Genomic DNA, 7,122 nt, shown 5'->3' with positions numbered 1-7,122 from the left:
TGTCTAAAGGTTCTTCCACATGACCAATTTGACTTAATAACGATTCATCTAACTCACTACCAATACGATTCCAAATAGTTCTTTTTACCTCGTTAGATAATTGTACAGAATCTATTCCTACCATTGTTATACCTCGTAAAATGAAGGGTAATACAGTCGTTGAGAAGCTAATGCCACTAGCATTCCCACATAAGGCAATCCCTCCTGCATAGTTGATTTGTGGTAAGATAGCCGCCACACTCTCCCCACCAATCGTATCAATCACATAATCATACTCTTGTCGTTGTAGCGGTTTAATTTTTTCTGGCATAAATTCTTCTAAACCGAGCACTTCAGTTGCCCCAATTAATTTTAAGTAGTCTTCGTTTTTCTTACGAGACAATGCCGTAATAGTCTCATATCCCAAACTTTTAAGCATGGCAATTGCTATACTTCCAACACCACCTGTTGCCCCTGTCACTAAAATACGAGCTGATTTGTCAGCCATACCGATTTTTTCTAATTGACTAATCGCTTGTAGTGCGGTGATACCTGCTGTTCCAATGGTTGCAGCTTCCCTGTCACTAACAGTTTCAGGTAATTTTACGACCCACTCATTAGGAACGCGAACTATTTCACTAAAGCCACCTGTATGACTCACACCAAGACCATTACCAGTTACAACCACTCGGTCCCCTTTTTTCAAAATTAAATCCGTGGTTTCAATGACTTCTCCAATCACATCAATCCCTGGAATCATGGGATAGCTACGAATAACTCCCCCATTTTTTATCGTACCTAAAGCATCTTTATAATTAACACCTGAATAATTTGCTTTAATGATAGTACCACCTTCACCTAAATCCGGTAAGGTACATTCTTTTAAGGTTGCTTCGACTTTCCCCTCAACTTCTTCTACAACTAGTGCTCTAAATGCTTGATTTATCATTATTTTATCCTCATTTCCTAGTGATTAATCTCACTATCATTATAACTCTTTTTTTAATAACTTTCTCACCTAAATTCGATTGAATTCCCTTTAATTATCTTGTATAATTTCAATCGTTAGTAAACTATTTGTTTAATAATATTAAACTTTTGTGCTTTGAAGTTTAGTCATTATAAACTTTGAAACGAGGAAACCCATGAATATCGGTCAAAAAATTAAAAATTTACGCATACAAAAAGATTTAACACAAGAAGAGCTTGGGGAAAGAACAGATTTAAGTAAGGGATACATCTCTCAACTGGAACGAAATTTAAGCTCTCCTTCCATGGAGACTTTTTTCTCAATTCTTGAAGTTTTGGGCATTTCACCTAAAGATTTTTTTGATGAGAAAGAACAAGTTCAACAAGTAGTTTATAAATGTGACGATTACACTGTTTATTATGAGGAAGAAAAAGGATACGAAATCAACTGGTTAGTCTCTGACTCTAATGAACAAGACATGGAACCAATTATTCTTTCTCTCGATAAAGAGGGTGAATACAAAGAATTCGAACCTTCTTTATCTGACACGTTTGCTTATGTTTTAGAGGGAAGTGTCTGTATTGAGATTGGGATGGATCGCTACTATGCTAGTCAAGGTGAGAGTATTTACTATCACGCATTAAAGAAACATCAAATAAAAAATAACTATCATGAAACAAGTCGTTTACTACTTGTAGCGACAAATTCATATCTATAAAAAGGGGTGGCACCAATGAGCAACACAATTATTCGTTTTGATGATGTGGTCAAAGAATTTGACGACAATGTGGTTTTAAAAAATGTCAGTTTTGAGATTGAACAAGGGAAATTTTATACCCTACTCGGTCCTTCAGGATGTGGAAAAACAACTATTTTAAGGTTAATCGCCGGCTTTTCTGAACCAACAAGTGGAACTATTTATTTTGATGGAAAAAAAATCAACCAATTACCAGCAAATAAACGAAAAGTGAACACTGTTTTTCAAGATTACGCACTTTTCCCCCACATGGATGTTTTTGAAAACGTCGCATTTGGCTTAAAAATTAAAAAACTTGATAAAAAAACGATTGAAACCAAAGTCAAAGATGCTCTACGAATGGTGCAACTCTCAGGATTTGAAGAACGTAAAATTAGTGAAATGTCAGGCGGACAACGACAACGTGTTGCAATTGCTCGCGCCTTAGTTAACGAACCAGATATTTTACTATTAGATGAGCCCTTATCAGCTCTTGATTTAAAACTTAGAACAGCCATGCAATCTGAGTTACGTGACTTACAAAAACGCTTAGGCATTACCTTTATTTTTGTGACTCATGACCAAGAAGAAGCACTTGCTATGAGTGATGAAATATTCGTATTAAATGCAGGCATTATCGAGCAAAGTGGTACTCCAGGAGATATTTATGATGAACCAATCAACCGTTTTGTTGCTAATTTTATCGGTGAAAGTAACATTGTTGACGCGACCATGTTAGAGGATAATCTTGTCAAATTTGTTGGAAAAACCTTTGAATGTGTAGATAGCGGTATGCGAAAAAATGAACCCGTTGAAATTATGATACGTCCCGAAGATTTAAATATTGTACCGATTGAAAAAGGAAAACTTGTCGCAACTGTTGATACAATCCTTTTTAGAGGGGTTCATTATGAAATTTTCTGTATCGATAAAGAAGGCAATGAATGGACGGTTCATTCAACAAGACGAAGCAAAGAGGGACAAGAAGTTGGTCTCTATTTTGAACCAGAAGACATTCACGTGATGCGTTTTGGGGAATCAGAGGAAGACTTTGACGCTAGACTTGAAAGCTATGATGAAGATTAAGGAGGAGGAACATGACTGTTAATAAAAAGCTTTATACCATTCCTTATGTTTTTTGGCTACTCCTTTTTGTCATTGCACCTGTCTTACTGATTTTTTATCAATCTTTTTTTGATGCAAGCGGCGCGTTTACTTTAGCCAATTACAAACAGTACCTAACAACTGGTACCTATTTAAAAATGACATTTAATTCGGTCTTTTATGCCTTTTTAATTACTTTTTTTACCTTACTTATTAGTTACCCAACAGCTTATTTTTTAAATAATACCAAACACAAACAATTATGGCTCATGCTTATTATCTTACCTACTTGGATTAATTTACTATTAAAGGCTTACGCCTTTATTGGGATTTTCAGCATTCACGGTAATATTAATACTTTTTTAGAAACAATTGGCATTGGCTCTAAGCAGATTCTATTTACTGATTTTAGCTTCATCTTTGTGGCTACTTATATCGAGATTCCTTTTATGATTATGCCAATTTTTAATGCATTAGAGGAAATTAACCCTTCACTCATCTCAGCAAGTCGTGATTTAGGGGCAAATGGATTTGAAACTTTTAGACGAGTCATTTTCCCACTTTCTCTAAACGGGGTTAAAAGTGGCGTCCAAGCGGTTTTCATTCCTTCATTAAGTCTCTTTATGCTAACTCGTTTAATTGGTGGAAATCGCGTAATAACCCTTGGTACAGCTATCGAGCAGCATTTTTTAGTCACTCAAAACTGGGGCATGGGCTCAACTATTGGCGTGATTTTAATCATCACTATGTTTATCATCATGCTCCTAACAGCTGAAAAGAAAAAAGGAGGTAAAAAGAGAAAATGACAAACAAAAAATTTAAATGGTCTCATCTTTATTTAGTTTTGATTTTTATCCTTCTTTATATTCCTATTTTTTATCTCATTTATTACTCCTTTAATCAAGGCGGTAGTATGACGAAATTTACAGGATTTACCTTAGAACATTACCAAGCAGTTTTTGAAGATACGCGTCTTATTGGCATTGTTGTTAATACTTTTTTACTAGCCTTCTTATCTGCCTTAATCGCAACAATTATCGGCACATTAGGGGCAATGGGCATTCACTATACCAAACAGCGAGGCATAAAAAATATCGTCCTTAGTTTAAACAATGTGTTGCTGGTTTCACCTGACGTCATTATTGGGGCAAGTTTTTTAATTTTATTTACTTCTCTAGGTACGTGGTTTGGTTTCAAATTAGGTTTTATGTCCGTACTCCTTTCTCATATTGCCTTTAGTATTCCCATAGTTGTTTTAATGGTGTTACCAAAAATCCAAGAGATGAATGACTCATTGATTGATGCGGCAAGAGATTTAGGTGCTAATAACTTTCAAGTGTTGCGCCAAGTTATTTTACCTTATATCACACCAGGAATTATTGCTGGTTATTTCATGGCATTTACCTACTCACTCGATGATTTTGCCGTGACTTTCTTTGTCACAGGTAATGGCTTTAGCACACTCTCAGTTGAAATCTACTCAAGAGCCAGACAAGGTATCAGCTTAGAAATTAACGCACTCAGCACCTTACTATTTCTATTTTCATTAATTTTAGTGCTAGGGTACTACTTTATTAGTAAAGACAACATCCCGAAAAAACATCGAAAAAAAGTGACTCGTTAGAAAGGAGACTATCATGAAAAAATTGAATTCATTGCTAATTGGTATTCTTGTGATTATCCTCTGCCTAACTTTCACCGCCTTTCGTCTTGAGAAAAAATCAGGCGCAGCTGGCTCTGAAATAGTCACTATCTACAACTGGGGAGATTACATTGACCCAAGTTTACTTAAAGAATTTGAAAAAGAATATGGCTATAAAGTTATTTATGAAACATTTGACTCCAATGAAGCCATGATTACCAAAATCCAACAAGGTGGGACTGCCTACGATATCGCTATCCCTAGTGAGTACATGATTCAAAAAATGATGAAACAAGACTTGCTATTAAAGCTTGATCATTCAAAAATTAAAGGCTTAGAAAACATTGATCCTCGCTTTTTAGACATTGATTTTGATGCCAGTAACCAGTACTCTGTCCCTTACTTTTGGGGAACCCTGGGTATTATTTACAACGATAAATTTATTAAAGAAAAAGACATGCAGCATTGGGATGATTTATGGCGACCTGACCTAAAGAATAACGTCATGCTGATAGATGGCGCTCGTGAAGTCATGGGACTTGCACTAAACAGTGATGGTAACTCACTTAACAGCAAGAAAGAGTCTGAACTAATTAAAGCCTCAGCAAAACTAACGAACCTCACTGGAAATGTCAAAGCCATTGTAGCAGATGAAATAAAGATGTATATGATTAATGAAGAAAGTGCGGCTGCTGTCTCATTTTCAGGAGAAGCAAGCGAGATGTTAGATAAAAATGAACACTTACATTATGTTATTCCTGAAGAAGGCTCTAATTTGTGGTTTGATAATATTGTCATTCCTAAAACAGCTAAAAATACCAAAGGAGCCTATGATTTTATCAACTTCATGTTAAAACCTGAAAATGCAGCTAAAAACGCTGAATACATTGGTTACTCAACACCTAATAAAAAAGCGATAGACCTATTACCAAAAGATATTACAGAAGACGAACAGTTTTATCCAGATGAAGAGACAATGAAAAATTTAGAGGTTTACGAAGATTTAGGGTCTAACTATTTAGAAGTCTATAATGACCGCTTTTTAGAATTTAAAATGTATCGAAATTAAACATGATATAAAAGCTACGATAATTATTAAAATATCGTGGTTTTTTTTTATTAAAAACAATCATTTTAAAAGCATAATAGATTTAAATCTTAATTTTTTCATGTATAATTAATGCAACTATATTTTTTTAGCGAGGAGATGACGCAAATGGAAATCATCGAAAAAGCACCAGCAAAAATAAACCTCGGCTTAGATGTTTTATATAAACGAGATGATGGTTATCATGAGTTAGAGATGATTATGGCTAGCATTGATTTAGCTGACCGACTAACTTTTACCCCGATTAAGGACGAAAAAATCATCATCGAAACTAATAGCGGCTTTTTGCCAACAGATCGAAAAAATAATATTTTCCAAGCCATAGAAGCCATGAAGAAACACTACCAATTCAAAGGAGGCGCTCACGTCACACTCCAAAAAAATATTCCCGTAGCTGCTGGACTTGGCGGTGGTAGTAGTGACGCAGCAGCTACCTTTAGAGGAATCAATCGTCTCTATAATTTACAAGCAGATTTTGAGGATTTAAAACAATTATCCATTCCTATTGGCACCGATATTCCTTTTTGTATGGAAGGAAAAACAGCCCTTGTCACAGGTCTAGGTGAGATTGTTACCCCTTTATCTCAGGCACTACCACAATGTTGGGTCGTACTCGTTAAACCAAGAGTAAGCGTCTCAACACCACGTGTTTTTTCTAAAATCGACGTTGATGAATTAGGTCATCCTAATATTACCGCCTTAAAAAATGCCATCGAAAATCAAGACTACAATGAATTAACACAACATCTAGGTAACTCACTAGAAACTTATACCTCGGCAAAGTTTCCAGTTGTCCAATTAATCAAAGAAAAAATGCTCCAGTTTGGTGCAGATGCTGCGGTTATGAGTGGTAGTGGGCCGACCGTCATTGCTTTATGCGATAAACATTCACGAGCACTACATGTGGCAAATTCATTAAAAGGATTTTGCCAAGAGGTATATATTGTAAGAACATTAAATAAATAAAGCGATTTACTCGCTTTATTGGTCTAGATATATTAAAATAAAGTGGTTTCATTTGTTTGAACCAATAAATACTAGCCGAGTTTATTGATTCAGACTGGCTATTTTATCCCAAAGTGGTCAAAGAAAGAGACTGACAGTTTTGTCAGCCTCTTTTTTGTGTTCAACAAGATTAAATTTAGAGTTATTTAAATGGAATACTTAATTCTTCAGTATGAAAAACGGTCATGTCTTCATTAATAACGGATAAAAAGATACTTTTATCCTTAGGAAGAGCATAGAAAGCTCCAACTTTTATTGTTTCGTTTGGTTTAATTTCTTTACTCATATTATCGATTGCGGTTTTATACTCTGAGCCATCTAAATCTTTTTTAGGAAGAACTTGTTGGTAGAGAGCTTCATCAGATTTTTCTTTATCCGAAAATTTAAGATAGGCATTCCAAATTGAATCAGGTGTTATTGATTCTTTTGAAAGGTTCTTAATATTCGCATAAACATACCAACTGTCATTTCCATCAATATCTTTTTTCAGTTCTGCACTTAAAAAAGTTAGTTCAAACGTGGGTGATTTTAGCACACGTTTGCTAGAATCATAGGAGGATTCACTGTCTTTAACTACT

At 35.1% G+C, this 7,122-nt stretch carries 8 protein-coding genes; 6 read left to right on the top strand and 2 right to left on the bottom strand.

Going from position 1 to position 7,122, the window contains the following annotated elements:
• Positions 1 to 928: YhdH/YhfP family quinone oxidoreductase (locus RR554_RS11960; protein ID WP_332468123.1), on the bottom strand; the 928-nt coding region annotated here is incomplete at its 3' end.
• A 196-nt stretch (positions 929 to 1,124) separates the two neighbouring features.
• Between RR554_RS11960 and RR554_RS11955 the strand changes: the two genes are divergently transcribed.
• The 6 genes from RR554_RS11955 to ispE all read left to right on the top strand — a co-directional run bounded on the left by RR554_RS11955 (position 1,125) and on the right by ispE (position 6,505).
• Positions 1,125 to 1,667, top strand: coding sequence for a helix-turn-helix domain-containing protein (locus tag RR554_RS11955; RefSeq protein ID WP_332468122.1), 543 nt, complete (start codon positions 1,125 to 1,127; stop codon positions 1,665 to 1,667).
• 15 nt (positions 1,668 to 1,682) lie between these two features.
• Positions 1,683 to 2,771, top strand: coding sequence for an ABC transporter ATP-binding protein (locus RR554_RS11950; RefSeq protein ID WP_332464523.1), 1,089 nt, complete (start codon positions 1,683 to 1,685; stop codon positions 2,769 to 2,771).
• 11 nt (positions 2,772 to 2,782) lie between these two features.
• The gene (locus RR554_RS11945) at positions 2,783 to 3,595 is read left to right on the top strand and encodes an ABC transporter permease (protein WP_332464524.1); all 813 of its coding nucleotides are present in this window, start codon (positions 2,783 to 2,785) and stop codon (positions 3,593 to 3,595) included.
• Positions 3,592 to 4,413, top strand: coding sequence for an ABC transporter permease (locus RR554_RS11940; RefSeq protein ID WP_332464525.1), 822 nt, complete (start codon positions 3,592 to 3,594; stop codon positions 4,411 to 4,413). Before RR554_RS11945 ends, RR554_RS11940 begins: the two co-directional genes overlap by 4 nt.
• A 13-nt stretch (positions 4,414 to 4,426) precedes the next feature.
• Positions 4,427 to 5,500: an ABC transporter substrate-binding protein gene (locus RR554_RS11935; protein WP_332468121.1), complete on the top strand. Its 1,074-nt coding sequence runs from the start codon at positions 4,427 to 4,429 to the stop codon at positions 5,498 to 5,500.
• Positions 5,501 to 5,647: 147 nt separating this feature from the next.
• Entirely contained in the window at positions 5,648 to 6,505 is an 858-nt protein-coding gene (gene ispE / locus RR554_RS11930; protein ID WP_332464527.1) for a 4-(cytidine 5'-diphospho)-2-C-methyl-D-erythritol kinase, read from the top strand.
• Between the two features lie 181 nt (positions 6,506 to 6,686).
• On the opposite strand, the gene RR554_RS11925 is transcribed toward ispE, so the two are convergent.
• The coding region (locus tag RR554_RS11925) for a DUF5067 domain-containing protein (RefSeq protein ID WP_332468120.1) at positions 6,687 to 7,122 on the bottom strand (436 nt) is incomplete at its 5' end.

It is taken from the genome of Vagococcus sp. (assembly GCF_036639995.1).
Taxonomy (GTDB): domain Bacteria; phylum Bacillota; class Bacilli; order Lactobacillales; family Vagococcaceae; genus Vagococcus.
The sequence above is the reverse complement of the archived record's forward strand: the minus strand, read 5'-3'. Positions and strand labels throughout refer to the sequence as shown.